At 39.6% G+C, this 17,433-nt stretch carries 16 protein-coding genes; 5 read left to right on the top strand and 11 right to left on the bottom strand.

All coding sequences use genetic code 11. The features are described 5' to 3' along the window. The 3 genes from L1S31_RS09030 to L1S31_RS09020 form a co-directional block, all read right to left on the bottom strand. A complete protein-coding gene (locus L1S31_RS09030) occupies positions 1 to 1,197 on the bottom strand; it encodes a sensor histidine kinase (RefSeq protein ID WP_236464402.1) in 1,197 nt (398 codons plus the stop codon). 82 nt (positions 1,198 to 1,279) lie between these two features. Next, complete coding sequence (locus L1S31_RS09025; RefSeq protein ID WP_236464401.1) at positions 1,280 to 1,480, bottom strand: helix-turn-helix transcriptional regulator; 201 nt, start codon at positions 1,478 to 1,480, stop codon at positions 1,280 to 1,282. Beyond that, entirely contained in the window at positions 1,470 to 1,949 is a 480-nt protein-coding gene (locus L1S31_RS09020) for a hypothetical protein (RefSeq protein ID WP_236464400.1), read from the bottom strand. The genes L1S31_RS09025 and L1S31_RS09020 overlap by 11 nt, the downstream gene beginning before the upstream one ends. Positions 1,950 to 2,135: 186 nt before the next feature. Between L1S31_RS09020 and L1S31_RS09015 the strand changes: the two genes are divergently transcribed. Next, entirely contained in the window at positions 2,136 to 3,671 is a 1,536-nt protein-coding gene (locus L1S31_RS09015) for a YifB family Mg chelatase-like AAA ATPase (RefSeq protein WP_236464399.1), read from the top strand. Here L1S31_RS09015 and ypfJ read toward each other — a convergent pair. From ypfJ to panB, 6 genes are all read right to left on the bottom strand, one after another. Continuing rightward, complete coding sequence (gene ypfJ / locus L1S31_RS09010; protein WP_236464398.1) at positions 3,668 to 4,522, bottom strand: KPN_02809 family neutral zinc metallopeptidase; 855 nt, start codon at positions 4,520 to 4,522, stop codon at positions 3,668 to 3,670. The two genes, L1S31_RS09015 and ypfJ, sit on opposite strands and share 4 nt — an antisense overlap. A gap of 13 nt (positions 4,523 to 4,535) precedes the next feature. Continuing rightward, on the bottom strand, positions 4,536 to 8,489 hold the full coding sequence (locus L1S31_RS09005) for a PAS domain S-box protein (protein ID WP_236464397.1): 3,954 nt from the start codon (positions 8,487 to 8,489) through the stop codon (positions 4,536 to 4,538). Between the two features lie 42 nt (positions 8,490 to 8,531). Next, complete coding sequence (locus L1S31_RS09000) at positions 8,532 to 9,860, bottom strand: aldehyde dehydrogenase (protein ID WP_236464396.1); 1,329 nt, start codon at positions 9,858 to 9,860, stop codon at positions 8,532 to 8,534. A 61-nt stretch (positions 9,861 to 9,921) separates the two neighbouring features. Beyond that, positions 9,922 to 11,256 carry a DUF5723 family protein gene (locus tag L1S31_RS08995; protein ID WP_236464395.1) on the bottom strand — a complete coding sequence of 445 codons (1,335 nt, stop codon included), beginning with the start codon at positions 11,254 to 11,256 and terminating at the stop codon, positions 9,922 to 9,924. Between the two features lie 100 nt (positions 11,257 to 11,356). Next, positions 11,357 to 12,052: an RluA family pseudouridine synthase gene (locus tag L1S31_RS08990; protein WP_236464394.1), complete on the bottom strand. Its 696-nt coding sequence runs from the start codon at positions 12,050 to 12,052 to the stop codon at positions 11,357 to 11,359. Positions 12,053 to 12,057: 5 nt separating this feature from the next. After that, positions 12,058 to 12,876: a 3-methyl-2-oxobutanoate hydroxymethyltransferase gene (panB, locus tag L1S31_RS08985; RefSeq protein WP_236464393.1), complete on the bottom strand. Its 819-nt coding sequence runs from the start codon at positions 12,874 to 12,876 to the stop codon at positions 12,058 to 12,060. Positions 12,877 to 13,109: 233 nt separating this feature from the next. Here panB and L1S31_RS08980 point away from each other — a divergent pair, with 233 nt between their 5' ends. The 4 genes from L1S31_RS08980 (at position 13,110) to L1S31_RS08965 (ending at position 15,520) form a co-directional block, all read left to right on the top strand. Next, entirely contained in the window at positions 13,110 to 14,273 is a 1,164-nt protein-coding gene (locus tag L1S31_RS08980; RefSeq protein ID WP_236464392.1) for a sigma-54-dependent transcriptional regulator, read from the top strand. A gap of 89 nt (positions 14,274 to 14,362) precedes the next feature. Continuing rightward, positions 14,363 to 14,980: a DEAD/DEAH box helicase gene (locus L1S31_RS08975; protein ID WP_236464391.1), complete on the top strand. Its 618-nt coding sequence runs from the start codon at positions 14,363 to 14,365 to the stop codon at positions 14,978 to 14,980. A 15-nt stretch (positions 14,981 to 14,995) separates the two neighbouring features. Then, positions 14,996 to 15,211 (top strand): putative signal transducing protein, encoded by a 216-nt coding sequence (locus tag L1S31_RS08970; protein ID WP_236464390.1) that lies wholly within the window; start codon positions 14,996 to 14,998, stop codon positions 15,209 to 15,211. After that, positions 15,212 to 15,520, top strand: a complete 309-nt coding sequence (locus tag L1S31_RS08965; RefSeq protein WP_236464389.1) for a hypothetical protein — start codon at positions 15,212 to 15,214, stop codon at positions 15,518 to 15,520. Between the two features lie 2 nt (positions 15,521 to 15,522). On the opposite strand, the gene L1S31_RS08960 is transcribed toward L1S31_RS08965, so the two are convergent. Further along, on the bottom strand, positions 15,523 to 16,101 hold the full coding sequence (locus tag L1S31_RS08960; RefSeq protein WP_236464388.1) for a DUF6624 domain-containing protein: 579 nt from the start codon (positions 16,099 to 16,101) through the stop codon (positions 15,523 to 15,525). Between the two features lie 38 nt (positions 16,102 to 16,139). Beyond that, positions 16,140 to 17,384 carry an MFS transporter gene (locus L1S31_RS08955; protein WP_236464387.1) on the bottom strand — a complete coding sequence of 415 codons (1,245 nt, stop codon included), beginning with the start codon at positions 17,382 to 17,384 and terminating at the stop codon, positions 16,140 to 16,142. Positions 17,385 to 17,433: the final 49 nt, after the last annotated feature.

Genomic DNA, 17,433 nt, shown 5'->3' with positions numbered 1-17,433 from the left:
TTAAGGGTTGAATTTTAAAATAAATTCGCTTCCAAAACCAAGATTGGAGTTCACGCTGATTTCACCATCGCATCTTTTCACCAGGCTTTTTACAGATGAAAGTCCAATTCCGGTTCCATTATTATTGAATCGGTCTTCCTGTTCCAAAGTGTAAAACATTTCAAAAATCTTGCTCAGTTTGTCGCTCGGAATTCCAACACCATTGTCTTTTACGATAATTTTATAATAATCGCCACGTGTTTCGACCGTAATATTGATGACGACTTTTTCCTTATCGTTATATTTTATCGCATTCCCGATGAGGTTTAGGAATATTTGTTCAAAATAAGATTTGAAATTGAAAATCTCAATGTTTTCGGGAAGCGTGATTTCATATTCCCCTTTTGGATTCAGCATTTTGATGCATTCCTTTAGAACGCTGTTCAGGTAAAAGAATTCTTTTTCATCGGTCGCCAATGTACCGTTTTTGTAAGCTCTGAGTGTAGCATCAATATACTCCTTGAGTTTTTCTGATGACTCCTTTATTAAATCAATATACAGATTAGCTTCAGTATTGGTAACTCCGCAATGTTCTTCCTTGAGCATTTCGGTAAGTCCCAGTATATTGTTTAAGGGCGATTTAATATCGTGAGACACTACTTGTGAAAAGCGCTCCAATTCGGCATAGCTTTCCTTTAGGATTTCGTTTTTAGCCTGGAGTTTAAGATTTACTTTTCTCAGTTCAATCAGTTTCATTACCTGATGTGCCAGTGTTTTTAATGCTTTTTCCTGAAATTCGGTTAGCTTTTTGGTTTTGGTATCGATGACGCAAAGCGTTCCTAAAGCATATCCTTCCTTATCGATTAATGGTATTCCGGCATAAAACACAATATTGGGATCGCCAAGTACTAATGGAGAATCATAGAAGCGTTCATCTGTTCGGGCATCTTCTATATAAAACATTTCTGTTTCATTGATGGCATGGGCGCAGAAAGATAAATTTCTTGGGCCTTCACGGTTAGGAAGCCCGACATAGGATTTGAACCATTGCCTTGCTGTATTTATGAAAGTAATGGTTGATATTGGACTTTCACAGATTTCGGAAGCTAATTTGGTAATCTCGTCAAAATCGGCTTCATTTTCAGTATCTAAAATCTGGTATTCTTCAAGTATTCGTAAACGGCGTGCTTCATTAAGAGGCATTTTGGCTTCTATCATCGTGGTATGTTTAACAAAACAAAAATATCAATGAACAATTATTAAAAAAAAAAAATATCTTAAGATTTGTTTAAGATTTGTATTAATCTTCAGTGTCTAGACTAAAAATTTCTTCGACAGGTTTTTCAAAAAAGCGCGCCAGTTTTAACGCCAAAACTGTTGAAGGAACATATTTCCCTTTTTCCATTGCATTGATGGTCTGCCTGCTAACCTGGATTTGTTTTGCCAGTTCTTCCTGAGAGATATTTTTAATAGCTCTCAAAACTTTGAGATTATTCGTCATTGTCCGATGCTTTATTGAGTTTGTAAATTTGGTAATGAAAACGAATGATAAAAAAGAACAACATTGCAAAAGTGTTGTAGAAAAGGACATTTAAATAAGATATTCCAAAGATAAAAATAGTAAAGAGCAGAATCAAGCCGTAGTTTACATAAGATGCCCATACCAGGCTTTCATATCGTATTTTTGAAGTAAACTCGTCTTCGATTTTTAGTTTGGAAAAACCAATTAAAATACCACCAATGATTAATCCGAATAATAATAATTCGTCAAAGACGCTATTTTCTATTATCGAAAAATAGGAGTTTTTGTTGAACATTTCGTCATTTACCAAGGCAAAAACCTTAATTTTCAAATAACTGTCTGTATTAATGTTCAGGACTGAAATCAATAACGAAATGACAAATGACGGGATGAATAATATCCAGCCTAATGTTTTGAATTTGTTTGGGAATAAAAAGTTTGTTTTCATGATGTTATGAATTTAATTTCAAATCAAAAGTATATTATATTTTACAAATCGACAAATAAACTTTACAAAAAGTTTGTTTTGTTTTACATTTTGTAATAATAATAAGGCTTAGGCCAAATGAAAATGTATAGTTTTTGCCCACCTTGTTTTTGAAAGATTGTGCTATTTTAGTGGTAAATAGCATAGATGTTAGTAAAAGTTTTTGGCAGTGCCGTATTTGGAGTGGAAGCAACAACTATCACGGTAGAAGTTAATATTGATAAAGGCGTTGGCTATCATTTGGTCGGTTTGCCCGATAATGCCATAAAGGAAAGCAGCTACCGTATTGCAGCGGCCTTAAAGAATAACGGATACAATCTTCCGGTAAAGAAAATCACCATCAATATGGCTCCGGCCGATTTGCGAAAGGAAGGCTCAGCCTATGATTTAACTTTGGCAATAGGAATCCTGACTGCTTCGGGTCAGATAAAATCCGATGCCGTTGACCAGTATTTAATCATGGGTGAAATGTCGCTTGACGGAGGATTGCAACCTATCAAAGGTGCTTTGTCTATTGCCATAAAGGCAAAGGAGGAAGGCTTTAAGGGATTGTTCCTGCCGATTCAGAATGTCAAGGAAGCAGCCATAGTTTCGGGCTTGGATGTTTACGGTGTGGAAAATGTATTGCAGGTTATTGATTTTTTTGAAGGAAACGGAAGCATTGAACCCACTATAATTAACATACAGGAAGAGTTCTATAAGACTTTGGATTTTCCTGAGTTCGATTTCGCCGATGTCAAAGGGCAGGAAAGTATCAAGCGTTGCATGGAAATAGCAGCTTCCGGCGGACATAACATTATCCTTATTGGTCCGCCAGGTTCAGGGAAAACAATGCTGGCAAAACGTCTGCCAAGCATCCTGCCGCCAATGACCATGAACGAGGCGCTGGAAACAACCAAAATCCACAGCGTAGCCGGAAAGGTAAAAGACATCGGTTTGATGAATCAACGTCCGTTTCGGAGTCCACATCATACTGCTTCTTCTGTTTCTCTGGTGGGCGGAGGAAGTTTTCCGCAACCGGGAGAAATATCCTTGGCACATAACGGCGTTTTGTTTTTGGATGAACTGCCTGAATTTAAAAGGGAAGTACTTGAAGTTATGCGACAGCCTTTGGAAGATAGGGAAGTGACCATTTCGAGGGCAAAATTTACCATTACCTATCCTTCGTCGTTTATGCTGGTTGCCAGCATGAATCCGAGTCCCGGAGGTTATTTCAATGACCCTGATGCACCTGTAAGTTCATCACCAGCTGAAATGCAGCGCTATCTGAGCAGGATTTCGGGGCCTTTATTGGATCGTATTGACATCCATATTGAAGTTACGCCGGTTCCGTTTGACAAACTCACCGAAATCCGAAAAGGTGAGAGCAGTATTGAGATTAGAAAACGAGTTACGAAAGCCCGGGAAATCCAGTCACAACGCTTTGCAGAATTTGATAACATCCATTACAATGCACAGATGAATACCAAACACATCCGCGAATATTGCGCACTTGATGAAATTTCGCTACAGCTTTTAAAAACCGCCATGGAACGCCTGAACCTTTCGGCACGAGCCTTTGACAGGATTTTGAAAGTCTCTAGGACCATCGCCGATTTGGAAGCTTCAGAAACAGTCAATTCAAGCCATATTGCTGAAGCAATACAGTATAGGAGTTTGGATCGGGATGGATGGTTGGGTTAATCCAACAACGCCTTAAAAGTATCTCCTTCTGAAATATCGCCGGTATTATATCCCTTCATAAACCATTCGATACGCTGCTTTGAGGTTCCGTGTGTAAAGCTGTCGGGAACCACATGTCCCTGCATTCTTTTTTGAATGGCATCGTCACCAACGGCATTGGCAGCACTTAAAGCTTCGTCAATATCACCTTCTTCTAGTAAGTCCTTGTTGTAATGTGCCCAAACTCCGGCATAAAAATCGGCCTGCAGTTCCAAACAAACAGAAAGTTTGTTCGCTTCAGCTTCACTTCTTCCGGCCTGGAGTTGACGCACTTTATCGGATGTTCCCATAAGCTTCTGGATGTGATGCCCCATTTCGTGCGCAATTACATAGGCAATGGCAAAGTCGCCGCCTTCGGCACCAAAACGCGATTTCAGTTCTTCAAAAAAGCGTAAATCCATGTAGATTTTTTTATCGCCGGGACAATAAAACGGACCAGCTGCCGAAGTCGCGCTGCCACAAGCAGTTTCAACGCCGTCGTCGAAAAGGACCATTCCCGGTTCTTCAAAATCCATGTTATTGTCATTAAAAATCGTGTTCCAGGTTTTGGTATTGTACACAAAACAGGATTCCGCAAAATCGCCCAGTTGTTTTTCTTCGGCAGATAATTCCCTGGTTTGGGTTTGTTCCTCTGTTTGTGTTCCCTGCGTTTGTTCAATAATGTTACCAATGCTTTGCCCGGTTTCACCACCAAACATGTTGAGGAGTAAAACGATTATTCCAATGGCTCCTCCGCCAAGAAGTGCTTTTTTTCCTCCTGACATTCCTCTACGGTCTTCAAAATTCCCGCTGTCTTGTTTGTCCCATTTCATGATATGCTGTTTTTTAGTTGTTGTTGATCCACTGACTCATTATCCTTATCAAATGCTCTTTGTCTATTGGCTTCGGAATATAATCGTTCATTCCGTATTCAATGCATTTTTCCTTTTCGCCAACAATGGTTCCGGCTGTGAGTGCGATGATTGGAATGTTTTGTGCATCCGGAATCTTCCTGATTTCCTGAGTGGAATCATAACCATTCATTACTGGCATCTGAATATCCATCAGAATCAGATCGGGCAATAATTGCTGGGTTTTTTCCAAGGCATCTTTCCCGTTTTCCAATTCAAAAATCGTAGCATTTGGCACAATCTGCTTTACCAACGTCTTTGCCAGGAACATGTTGATTTTGTTGTCTTCTACTATAAAGATAGTCTTTTCATCGTTGGTTACAATGTTTTCAGCCGAAGGAATTTTTTGAACGGCATCCTTAATCTTATCCGGAGCCTGTTGGTGGGAATGCGCAACCTGAAGCACAAAACTAAATTCGCTTCCTTCGCCAAATGTGCTTGCAAGTTCCAGCTGGCTGTTCATCAGGCTCAGCAGTTTGTTGGAAATGGAAAGCCCTAAACCGGTTCCGCCAAATTTTTTGGTTGTCGAATTGTCCTCCTGTGAAAACGCCTCAAAGATTTTGAGTTGGTTTTTCTTTTTGATGCCAATTCCGGTGTCTTTTACCAGGAATTTCAGCTGGATTTTATTTTCGTCAATCATTTCAAAAACGGAGACTTTCAAATCGACTGCACCTTTTTCGGTAAACTTCACTGCATTGCTCAATAAATTAATCAGGACCTGTTTCAAACGGATGTAATCAACTTCAATATATTTTGGAACATTTTGGTCGATTTCCAAATTAATCTGAAGGTTTTTCAGGTTGGCTTCGTATTTAATCAGATCCACAACCTGGTTTGTGATCTCAATGACATTTACCTTCTCTACATTGAGCTCCAATTTCCCGGATTCGATTTTTGAGAAATCAAGGATGTTATTGATAACCTCCATTAAAGAATTGGCCGACTGATTGATGGTATCCATATACTTTTTCTGGATTTCCTCAAGGTTTGAATTCATCAAAAGTTCGGTAAATCCGATGATGCCATTCAGCGGTGTTCTTATTTCGTGGCTCATATTGGCAAGGAATTCCGATTTTGCCCTGTTGGCAGCTTCAGCATAATTCTTTGCCTTGATGGCTTCCTCAGCTTCCATCCTTTGTGTAATGTCGATGAAAATACCAACGATATATTCTATAGCTCCATCTTTGAAAATAGGCTCGCCAAATTCCTCAACCCAAACATAATGCCCGGCTTTATTGATGATTCGGTAGATTAAATGGATTTTTTGCTTGTTTTTGAATAATTCATCGGCTTTGGCCTTTACGATTTTTAAATCATCAGGATGCACCAAATCGATATAATAGATTTTGCCTTGCAGGAAATCCTCTTTTGGATAACCAGTCAGTTTTTTGATTTCATCATTCAAATAGATTTTTGACCATTTGTCATCATATTTCGAAAGGTGTACCGTTCCGGGAATGTTGCTGGCAAGCAGCCTGAATTTTTCCTCACTTTCCTTAATTATGGCTTCGTTGAGGTTCCTTTCGATGGCATAGGAAATGTTATTGGCCAAAGTCTGCAACGTACTTACTTCATCGGTTGTCCATTCCCTTTCGTTTTGTGTTACCACGAATACAATTAGTCCATATAATTCTTTTTTGACAAAGATTGGCAGGAACAAAATCGACTTGGTATCCAGTCTTTCAAAGAATTCTTTTGTGACTTCATTTTTTATTTTCCGTGTAATCGTAAAGTAAGGTTTGTTGTGAAGCATGCATTCCATTACGTCAGTCACTTGAGCGTAGGGAACTTCCATTATTAATGGATTTAGTTCAGAGAGGGATTTCGTTTCACCCGACCAGCGGTATTTTTGGATTAGTGCTTTACTGGCTGCATTATTCTCAAAGAATGACAATCGGTCAACCTGTATTACGTTTCCAATGGTTCCCAAAATTCCCTGGAATATTTCCTCGGTGTTTTTTGACATCAGGAACTTCTGGGTGTTTTTATTGATTACAGTCAGGATTTCACTCTTATAGGAAAGCTTTTTATCCGATTCCAAAAGCAGTTGTGATTCGATGGCAATGGCAATCAAATCGGCAATCGAGCGCGAGAAGTTGATGTCTTCATTATCCCATTCTGTTGCCATTTCGATTTTTTCAAAACACAAAATCCCGATGATTTCCCCATTAATCAGGATTGGTGTGTCCAACAGTGATTTGATGTCGTTTTTTGGGAAATATTCAAAACAAAGTTCCTGTGTCGCTAAGTTGTCGTATACATTGGAAGCCACAATCTGTACGCCGGTTTCCATCGTTTTAAAATAAACAGGATGCCGTTCCCTGTCGATGACAAAATTCTTTTCAAAACGGTCGCTATTCAGGTAATACATACTTTCACAACGAATGCCTTCTTTGTGGAAAGTCCAGTAACTAACGCGGTCAATGCTGCAATTCGTACTGGCAATCTTAAGGATGTTTCGAAGGATTCCGTTAAAGGTGTCTTTGTTGGAATAACTTTGCGAGGTCAGGATTTTCAAGGTTTCGTTGTGTATCCTAACTTTTTTGCTTCGGTTGTAATGTTCAATTTCAAGGCTTTTTACCAAAGTAATATCTCTCGCAATAGCTGAAAAACCTACAACTTCGCCATTCTCGTTTTTCTTTAGCGTTACTTTTTGGGAAACCCAGATGGAATCGTGGTCCTTTTTGACAATTGGAAAAACCAAATCGTTGTATTCATTGGCCTGCTTTGGAATATCTTTATAAAAATCGACTACATAATCAACATAGTCATGCCTTATGAATTTGAAGAAATGTTTGTTTAGGATTTCATCTTTCGCATAACCCAGCGTTTTTTCGGTAAACTGGTTGACATAGGTTATCGTAGAAGTCAAATCGATTTCATAAATCAAATCGGCTGCCGATTCGATAAGGCTTCGGTATTGATTTTCGATGTTAACCTGTTCGGTAACGTCCTGGCCAATTCCGATGACAACATCATCGGAATATTTCTTGTCCTTCCACTGGATGTATTTGTAATCGCCATTTTTGCATTTGAGTTTTCTAATGTAAAGGCGGTCGTCGACATAATCGTTATGGTAGTCTTCCCCAACAAATTCAGGGTCTTCGGTAAGTTTCCAAAATCCCATTCCCAAAACTTCATCCGCACTATAACCAAGAATATCCTTGATCGATTCGCTGCAAAACGAGACCTGACCGGAACGGTCTGTGGTGATAATCAACGAATTTCCTTTGTGCACAATCATGTTGGTGAAAAGGAATTTATTTCGGGTCTCAATCAGTGCCAAATGCCTTGCCGTATGGATTGTTGTCGTTAAGATAAGGGCACAAATAAGTATTATGGTGTAACTATGCGGAATCAATTCGAAACCATAAGAACTTATCAGAAGCATTAGACAGGTAATGACAAACAGCCAGTAATGCAAAATATTCTTAAGCACGAAATAGGAGAGGAAGTAAATAAGCACAAGGCTTACATAACAGATCAGCTCAAACTCCCTAAAGAAAAGATAATGAACGATAAGCCCGAAATAACCAAAATAGCAAAGCAAAAAAACCGAGTTGATGTGACGCGCAAAAAACCGTGTCCGTGTGCAAAGCAGGTAAAAAGTAATCAGCCCCATTCCGATAAGGACATTGGGAACCAAAAAACTTGCTTTCCTGACATGGAAAATCTCGAGTATGGCTTCAACCAACGGAATTGTAATTCCAAAGAAGAGCAGGTATAATTCAAATTGCTGTTCTTTTGGTTCTAATTCGGATTGATTCCTGAGGTTTAATTTGGTTTTTAACGAATTGCTGGTCGCAAAATAGGCACCGTAAAGTAACAATAGCAAAACCGCTATGATGATCAGATTGTTGGTGTTTGAAAAAGTAAAAAATTCGTTCAATTAAGTTTGGTTTTGTTTAGGATTAATTCAAAAATAAAGAAATTAACTTAGCCATTTTAGTAATCGCCTTAAATTTTTAAGTTTTCCATTATACGGCGCATATCTTATAGGAATATCTAGCCAATTTCCTTTTTTTACCACAGGTTTCTGATGCGAAAAAGTATCAAAACTGCGTTTGCCGTGATAGGCTCCGATACCACTATGGCCAACACCTCCAAACGGCAGCCTGCTATTTGAAAAATGAATTACGGTATCGTTAATGCAGCCACCGCCAAACGAAAAATCACGTATTATTTTCCGGGCAAATGATTGGTTTTCCGTAAAAATAAAAAGCGATAATGGTTTTTCATATTGTGTAATGATCTCCTGCAGTTCCTTTTCATTTTTGAATGACAGGATTGGAAGTATCGGGCCAAAGATTTCGTCTTTCATAACGAGGCTGTCCGGCTTGGGTTCGTCCAGTAGTGTTGGAGCAATATAAAAATCGGTTTCATTGGTTTCACCACCACATAGTATCTTTTCGTTTTGCAACATTTGGGCTAACCGCAACCAGTTTTTCCCATTTATGATTCGCGGAAAATCGGGTGAATCCTTCGGGTTACCATAGGCATTGGTAATCTCCGTTTTTAGTAAATCAATAAAGGCAGGTTTTACTTTTTGGGAAACCAATAGATAATCAGGAGCAATGCAGGTTTGGCCGGCATTCAGGAATTTGCCCCATACGATTCTTTTGGCTGCAACTTTCAGATTGGCTGTTTCATCGATGATGCATGGGTTTTTTCCACCGAGCTCGAGTGTAACCGGAGTCAGGTTTTCGGCTGCAGCTTTGGCTACAATTTTCCCGACAGCCACACTTCCTGTAAAAAAAATATAATCCCAACGTTGCGATAATAGTTCCTGAGCTACATTATGATCGCCTTCAATGCACTCGACATGGCTTTTGGCAAATACTTCATTTATTATTTTGGCAACAATTTTTGAAGTGTTTGGAGTCAGTTCTGAAGGTTTTACCACAACCTGGTTTCCTGCAGCCACAGCTGCAATCAAAGGGCATAATGCCAATTGATACGGATAATTCCACGGTGCTATAATCAGCACTTTTCCATAGGGTTCCTTATAAATATAATCTGTTGAAGGGAAATTTAAAAGAGAAGGCAAAACCATTCTTGGTTTTGCCCATTTATTGATATTTTTAATGGTGTGGGTAAGTTCTGAAACGATATAAGCGGTTTCGCTTAAAACAGCTTCAAATTCAGGTTTCTTGAAATCGGCATAAAGCGCGTTTGTGATTTCCTTTTCGTGTGCCTGAACACAATTCAGTAATTTTATTAAAGTCTGTTTTCGGTAATTTACATCGGTCTTAAAAGTCATAACTTGGCTGAATTGGTTCAGCAAGTTACGTTTTTAACATTTAAAATTCAACTTTATTATTTTATAAAAAACCAAGTCGGTATCCGATGTAAGCATCGGCTTGTTTACCATCAGCCAACGAAGTAAAGATGGAATTTGAACCTAAATAAAATCCGAACCATCTAAAACCTGCACCCACATTCGTTCCCGAAACATCATCATGTGAAAACGGAACATAGGCCTCAAAAATCCCTATGTTAAACCTTGGAGTCAAAGACACGATATTCTTAGCAGTGATTTGGTTATCGCTGTCATCTTTTTTCATTCTTTGCTGCAAATAACCCGTCACATAAAATTTTGGGATAATCTTTAAATCGGCATATAGCGAAAAGGTTGTTGGCAGGTTTACCTTGAAATCGGTTTTATTACGGGTTTCAGTCAGATAACCTCCGTCCAATAAAATCTGTTCGACTTCACTTAAATTATCAACATCCGAAAACTGGCTTAAATCCAATGGATTGGTGGTTGGGATATTCAAAGTGTAATTGGTGTTGTAATTGTTATCATCCTTAAAAGTCATGCTTCCGATATTCCTGATGGAAGCACCAGCTTTTAGTTTGTAACCGTTATTGCCATCCTTCCATTCGTAGGTTACACCAATGTCACCTGCAAAACCGTTGAGTCCGCCAAAAATGGATTTGCTGTAATCATTGAAGTTGGTAAAACTGTCGGCAAGGTTTCCGGAATAGGCTATGTTAAGGGTAGCCGGAGCATTGGTTGTCAAATAAGCGCCGGTGGCATTTTGGGTAATCGTACCATTTAAATCTTTCAAACCGGCATTCGAATAGGAACCTGGGAATAATATCTTTAAGGTAATACCAGCGTTAAAGCTATGGTTTTCAGTATTTACAAGCTGTTTTGCCACAGACAAGCCAATTTCGCCATACGATGTTCCACTTACCCTTTGGTTACCAGGATTGTCCAATAAAGTGGTATTTAATATCAGATTATCGTTTACTATAGCCTGTCCGATAGTTGGGTCAACATCCACAACATCAAATTTTGCATTGGCTTTGGTGGTAATTGCAAAACCCCAGCCAAACCATTTAGTGGCAAAACCAGGACCCATTATTTGTCCGTCAAAACGCATGTTGACAGGATCGTTTCCGGTAAAAATTAAGGTTTCAAGATCATCTCCCGAAACCAAATCGCTGAAACCAACTTTATTATTGGCTACATCAAGGCTGACTCCGATAAAATTGATTTCAAATTTTTTAGAAAGATTTGCAAATTCTGCGGGATTTAGCGAACCATTAAGTATTCCGACGCGGTTCGAAGTACTTATTCCCGAGAAATGTTCTTGCGCGGTTGCGCTCAAACCAATCAGCAGGCCGAAGGTTAAAATTAATTTTTTCATAGCAGGTATCATTTATAGGGTTAGAAACTAAAGGTAAATATAGAATTTTTAGGATAAAGAGGTTTTCAAATTTAACAGAAAAAGTTCTATAATTTTAACATTAAATCAGATTCCAAATTACCTCATTTGGAGTATTGGCAATGATTTCAAGTGGCTCTTTGGATACAGGGTGTATGAAGGATAGTTTCCTTGCATGCAGATGGATGCCGCCGTCAGGATTACTGCGGTCGAAGCCGTATTTCAAATCGCCTTTTATAGGGCTGCCAATTGCAGATAGCTGCGCCCTGATTTGGTGGTGTCGTCCGGTATGAAGATTGATTTCCAAAGCAAAATAATTGTCCAGCGTTTTAATGATCTTATAATCGAGGCTGGCTTTTTTGCTTTCAGGAACTTCCTTTAAATGCGCCTTGGAGGTATTGTTTTTTTCATTCCGTTTCAGATAATGAACTAAGGTATCCTGTTCTTTTGGCGGTTTGTTTTTAACAACAGCCCAATAGGTTTTCTGGGTTTCGCGGTTGCTGAACATTGCATTCAGTCTTTCCAATGCTTTCGAAGTTCGTGCAAAAACTACAATGCCGGTTGTAGGACGATCGAGCCTGTGGACCACACCCAGAAACACTTCTCCGGGTTTGTTATACTTTTCCTTGATGTATTCCTTGACCACTTCAGACAAAGGTTTGTCACCGGTTTTGTCACCCTGTACAATATCACCCACACGTTTATTAACGACAATGATGTGATTGTCTTCGTGAAGGATTTGTAAATTGTCTTTTGTGGAAACGATTTTCTCTGCCATGCAGACTAGTATTGTTCGTTCTTATTTGGGAAATCCTTCGACTTTACATCGGTTACAAAATTTCCAATCGCTTTGGTCATTTGCTCGTACAAATCTAAATAACGGCGCAGAAACCTTGGGCTGAATTCATTGTTCATTCCCAACATATCGTGGATTACCAAAACCTGTCCGTCAACGCCACCACCGGCGCCAATCCCGATTACAGGAATGGAAATGGTCTTTGCTACTTTTTCGGCAAGTGCGGCTGGAATTTTTTCCAAAACCAATGCAAAACATCCGAGTTTTTCCAGCAATTGTGCATCTTCCAGCAATTGTGCTGCTTCAGCTTCTTCCTTGGCACGAACGGTATAGGTTCCGAATTTATAAATAGATTGTGGTGTCAGTCCCAAATGCCCCATAACCGGAATTCCCGCTGCAAGGATGCGTTTGATGCTTTCCTTGATTTCGCCTCCACCTTCAAGCTTTACAGCATGTCCGCCACTTTCCTTCATAATCCTGATAGACGAACGCAAAGCTTCTTTCGGGTCGGATTGGTAACTTCCAAAAGGAAGGTCAACCACAACCAAAGCACGGTCAACAGCTCTCACAACAGAAGAAGCATGATAAATCATTTGATCCAGCGTAATTGGCAGTGTGGTTTCGTGGCCAGCCATTACATTACTCGCGGAATCTCCAACCAAAATTACATCAACACCTGCAGTATCAACAATTTTTGCCATGGTAAAATCGTATGCGGTAAGCATCGAAATTTTTTCGCCATTCGCCTTCATGTCAAATAATGACTTTGTGGTTATCCTTTTGTAATCCTTTTTTGCTGTAGACATAGTTGTTCGTTTAGAACTACAAAAGTATTAAATCTATTTTTGATGCAACAAAGTAAGGCGCTTAATCTGAAATTATATTACTTTTGTCAAAACTGATTAGGAGCCAATCGTTCGGGCTGTGAATAAACCATTATCCTGCTTTCCGCACTACATGGTAGTTGCTGCAATCAGGGCTAAAACAAACGATTTATTTGTAATTCAGAATTCAAAATTTATAATTCAAAATTTCATAAATGCCCAAAATATTAGTAATCGAAGACGAATTATCTATCCGAAGAGTATTAGTGAAAATACTTTCTGAGGAAAGCAGCACCTACACCGTTGAAGAAGCTGAAGACGGAAAACTTGGTTTTGAAAAAATCAAAAATGAAGACTACGACTTGGTACTTTGTGACATCAAAATGCCAAAAATGAACGGTGAGGAATTGCTCGAAGCCGTTAAGAAAATCAAGCCCGAGATTCCGATGGTAATGATTTCAGGACACGGCGATTTGGAAACAGCTGTCAATACCATGCGTCTCGGAGCATTTGATTATATCTCAAAGCCACCCGATTTGAACCGATTGCTCAATACGGTTAGAAATGCCTTAGACAAAAAGCAATTGGTTGTTGAAAATAAGATCTTAAAGAAAAAGGTTTCCAAAAATTATGAAATCATAGGCGAAAGCGATGCCATAAACCAAATCAAATTAATGATTGAAAAAGTAGCGCTTACCGATGCCAGGGTTTTGATTACGGGGCCAAATGGAACCGGAAAGGAACTGGTTGCCCATCAATTGCACGAAAAAAGCGAAAGGGCAGAAGCTCCAATGATTGAAGTAAATTGCGCTGCAATACCATCGGAACTTATTGAAAGCGAATTGTTTGGACACGTCAAAGGAGCCTTTACTTCAGCTGTAAAAGACAGAGCCGGTAAATTTGAAGCTGCTGATGGCGGAACTATTTTCCTTGATGAAATTGGTGACATGAGCCTTTCGGCGCAGGCCAAGGTATTGCGCGCTTTGCAGGAAAGCCTGATTCAGCGTGTGGGCGCGGATAAAGACATTAAGATTAATGTTAGGGTTGTGGCTGCAACGAATAAGGATTTGAAAAAGGAAATAGCCGAAGGCCGCTTCCGTGAGGACTTGTACCACAGGCTCGCTGTAATTTTGATTAAGGTTCCGGCCTTGAATGAAAGAAGGGATGATATTCCGTTGTTGATTGAGCATTTTGCTTCTAAAATTGCGGAAGAGCAGGGAAATACCGCTAAATTATTTTCAAAAGAAGCCATTAAGTTATTGCAGGAATACGATTGGACAGGGAATATCCGTGAACTTCGAAATGTAGTGGAGCGTTTAATAATCCTTGGAGGAAGTGAAATTTCGGAAATGGATGTAAAACTTTTTGCAAGCAAATAAATGCGTTAGCGATTACAGCGGCAGCCCGGAACGAAGTGAGGACTAGAGCGGAAAGCGCGGCCAAAGGCAACGCCCAAAAAATCAAGAAAATGAATCTAAAAAAAATAAACCCAAATCTTCAAAAGGCACTCATTGAAAACGGTCTGGCCGAAGCCAATGAGATGCAGCAGGAAACTTTTTCTACCATCAAAAGTGGCGCAGATGCTGTAATCCAATCGCCTGGAGGAACCGGTAAAACAACAACCATTGTGTTGAACGTAATCCAAAAACTGGAAAAAACCATAGGGGAAAGTACACGCTGCCTGATCATTGTTGAAGACAAGGAAAAAGTATTGGAAATGGAAGAGTTGTTCCTGAAATATGGAGCTTACACAGATTTGAGCATTTTAGGAGTCCATGACAAAGGCGATATCGACTATGATAAAAATGTAGTGTCGATGGGATTGGATATCCTGATTGGAACGCCCAATAAAATCAACGCTATGTTTTCTTCGGCTGGATTCAACAGCAATACGATACGCATGATGATTGTTGATGATGCCGATATATTGTTCAGGAGCCGAATGGATGCGGTTGTCCTTCGTTTGTCACAAAGCATAGAGAAAACACAGCGCCTGTTTTTTTGCTCGCAAATAACCGAAAGGGTCGAATCACTTGCCGATAAAATAATGATTGAACCGCTCTTCTTCGAGATGGATGAAGAATAACAAATAACAAATAAAATGGGATTGATAAAAATATTTTCAGGAGAAGAAATCCTGGCAGTTACCTTAAAGGAAAGATTGGAAGAAGCCGATATCAACGTAGTGATTAGGGATAACAATCAGGCGAATGTACTGCCCAGCATCCAAACTTCAAAAGCAGTGGAACTGTTTATCCAGGAAGTTGATTTTGGTAAGGCACATCCTGTGATAGAAGCATTTAGAATGAGCATTTAGATGAAAAAAACCTTCAGGATATTGCCATTGCTGCTATTCCTGCTTCTTATAGACAGGTTTATGTTCCTGCCCGGAAGAATGGATGGTATCTGGCAATACGACAATGGAGTTTTTATGGGTGACCCAATTACCTATGACGACATTGTAATCCTTAATAATTTTGAAATACAGATCAGTAAATCCGGGAAATTACATTCCTGTTACCTGCTCGGATGCTATTTTGGAAATCTATTCCTACTCGATACATATACATTGCAGTACACGAGATATATTGAATTGAAAGAAAGCAATTTCCTGTCAACTGAGTAAGCCTAGTTTTCAAACTCTTTCAGGTATTCCGCCAAAGTTCCCAATCCCATCGAAGCTCTTCGCTCATCAACTTTTTTGGGAGATTCCAGGTTGTACGGACTGTGGACGCCGTGCGAATCCCAAACCATCTGCGTTCCGTAGCGTTGCGGTTTGTTTTGATTCTTTTGAACCCTGTCGTACAAATACGCATAATTGGATGGATTTGCATTTTTGTTTTTGAGCTCTTTTTCCATAGCTTTTAAAACCTCTTCCTGAAAGGCTACATCGTGGTCGCTGTGTTGGGCCAAAAGCCAAAAATTCAAAGATGCCTTTTCGCCGTTTTCCTTGATTCCGGGATAACCATTTTCTGCGAAGTACTTTTTAAGGATGATGGTATTCTTTACACACAACTTATTAAATTCAACTTCCATCGAATCGCCATATGATTTTCGCTGTACCTTGGCCATATCGTATTCCTGCGCTTTTTGGTCCTTGTCATACATTGCCTGTAAATCGGCTTTCATGGCTTCGGAATAGGGAGTATTTTTTTGGCAGGAAGTAAGTATTAGGCAAAAAAGTAATAAGGCTGATAACTGTTTCATTTTGTAAGTGTTTGTTACAAATATAAAATTATTTATCTTCAATCAATTCGCCCTTCGGCTCGGGTGAATATCTTCAGCCAACTGACCAACATCGAAATAAATATTCCAAAAACCCCAATAATAGCAAAGGAATATTTCAAGCTCGTTAGTTGGGCAATAAATCCAATCAAAGGCGGGCCAATCAAAAATCCAAGGAAACTGATGCTGGTTACTATCGTTAAGGCAATTCCGGGCGGAACATTTTCATTGTTTCCGGCAACGTTAAAAATAATCGGCACTACATTCGAAACTCCAAAACCAACCAGCATAAAGGCAATCATACACGGAATCAAATACGGCAATAAAACCGCCATGTACAAGCCAGACGAAATTACCAATCCGCTGATGATCAATACTTTTTTTGGGCCAAATTTATGAACCAAAAAATCGCTCAAAAACCTTCCCGAAGCCATGCTGATCATGAAGGTTGTATAGCCCAAAACAACCAATGCTCCCGGAGCTTTGATGATTTCCTTAAAATAAACACCGCTCCAGTCAAACATGATTCCTTCGCTCGCCATTCCGCAGAAACAGATTACTCCAAGCCAAAGCAGGGTTTTATCAGGATTTTTCCAAAAGGAAGCACTTGATTTTTCTTCTTCCTGTTTGGATTTGGCTTTGATCATAAACTTATAATTTGTTGCAACTATAATGATGACAAAACTTAAGGCAACAGCAAAATGCTGCAACGGACTTAATTTGAATGCCAGCATCAATAAGCCGACCAATGCGCCGCAAAATCCGGCCAGACTCCACGAGCCGTGAAACGAACCAATAATGGGTTTGTCAAACAACTGCTGTGTATAAACACCTTGAGTATTCACGGCAATGTTGCAGAAGTTTCCAAAAAAACCAAAGAGGAACAATCCTGCTGCCAACTGCCAGTCGGCTTTTGCAAATCCCAATAAGGTCAGGCATATTCCATATGACAGTAATCCTAAGATCGAGATATTCCTGCTTCCGTATTTGGTAACGACTTTCCCCGAAATCGGCATCGCAAACAGCTGTCCGATAGGCAGGGCAAAAAGCATGGTTCCCAATTCGGCTTCGCCAAGATGCAGCATCGATTTGATGTCGGGAATTCGGCTTGCCCAGGTCGAAAAACAAAATCCCATCCCGAAGAAAAACAGTGAAGTTGCCAACCGAACCCTAACCAGATAGGATTGCTTTGCCTTTCTGAAGCTTTTCTTAATCTTGGCTTTGGGTAAAATCCGTTCGAGAAAACTATAATCTATTAATGGCATATTGCGGAATTGAACCTTAAAGGTAGCCATTTCTTTTCTGACAAAAAAG

This window comes from Flavobacterium wongokense, assembly GCF_021608265.1.
Lineage (GTDB): Bacteria > Bacteroidota > Bacteroidia > Flavobacteriales > Flavobacteriaceae > Flavobacterium > Flavobacterium wongokense.
The sequence above is the reverse complement of the archived record's forward strand: the minus strand, read 5'-3'. Positions and strand labels throughout refer to the sequence as shown.